Origin of the sequence: Mesorhizobium sp. M2A.F.Ca.ET.067.02.1.1, assembly GCF_004023285.1 — a bacterium.
In the GTDB taxonomy this organism is placed as follows: domain Bacteria; phylum Pseudomonadota; class Alphaproteobacteria; order Rhizobiales; family Rhizobiaceae; genus Mesorhizobium.
This window is the reverse complement of the sequence record NZ_RZSB01001229.1, coordinates 1-961: the sequence shown is the minus strand read 5'-3', so window position 1 is coordinate 961 and position 961 is coordinate 1. Positions and strand designations below refer to the sequence as shown.

Sequence of the window (961 nt, the reverse complement as noted above, 5' to 3'; positions counted from 1 at the left end):
GTCGGCCGGCAGCGGCCCAACCGCGTCGATGCCTTCCCCCTTCAGCGCCTCGACGGCCGGCGCGACGACTGCGGCATCCTCCTGGCCCATGGCGCCGCCTTCGCCGGCATGCGGGTTGAGCCCGGCGATCGCAAGCCGCGGCCGCGCGATGCCGAAGCGGCTCTTGAGATCGGCGGCGGTGATGCGCGCGACGGCGACGATCAGCTCCGTGGTGAGCACCTTCGGCACTTCGGCCAGGGGGATATGGATGGTCACCGGAACGGTGCGCAGATCGGGTCCGGCCAGCAGCATCACCGGCGTGACCTCCTTGCCGGTGTGGCGCGAAGCCAGATGCGCCAGATATTCGGTGTGACCGGGAAAGCCGAATCCCGCATCGTAAAGCGGCTTCTTGGCGATCGGACAGGTGACCACCGCGGCGGCGCTGCCGGCGAGACAGTCGGCGACGGCCCGGTCGATCGCCTCGATGGTGCCGGCGGCATTGGTCGGATCCGGCTCTCCCGGGCTGTCGACATGACGCGCATGGAGCGGCACGACGGGGAGCACACGGGCAAAATGACGCGCGGCCTGTCCGGGCAAGGTCTCGGCAACCGTCACATTTGCGCCGACAAGGCGGGCGCGGGCTTTGATCAGGGCCGGGTCGGCCAGCAGATAGAAGGGCGGAACCCCGGCGCTGTCGCCCGCCTGCCAGGCGGCGATGGCGATCTCGGGTCCGATGCCCGAAGGGTCGCCGACGCTGAGCGCCAGCGGCGCATCGGTCTTGCGCGGGCTCATGGGGTGGGCTGACTGCGGTATCGCATGCTTGTCGCTCAGAGCATGACGCCGAGAAATGTGCTGCGGTTTTCGGACGACATCATGCTCCATTTCTCGGATTTGGGAGACGGATTGAGGCTGGTCCGACCTATGTCTCCGGCTCTAGCGTTCGACGATCTTGGCCTTTTGGCGCAACTCGGCGACATATTTC

The 961-nt window shown here is 67.6% G+C and carries 1 protein-coding gene; it reads right to left on the bottom strand.

Going from position 1 to position 961, the window contains the following annotated elements; translation table 11 throughout:
- Positions 1-771 (bottom strand): 4-hydroxythreonine-4-phosphate dehydrogenase PdxA (locus tag EOA28_RS36955; protein WP_128315902.1); only part of this gene is annotated, 771 nt, incomplete at its 3' end.
- Positions 772-961: the final 190 nt, after the last annotated feature.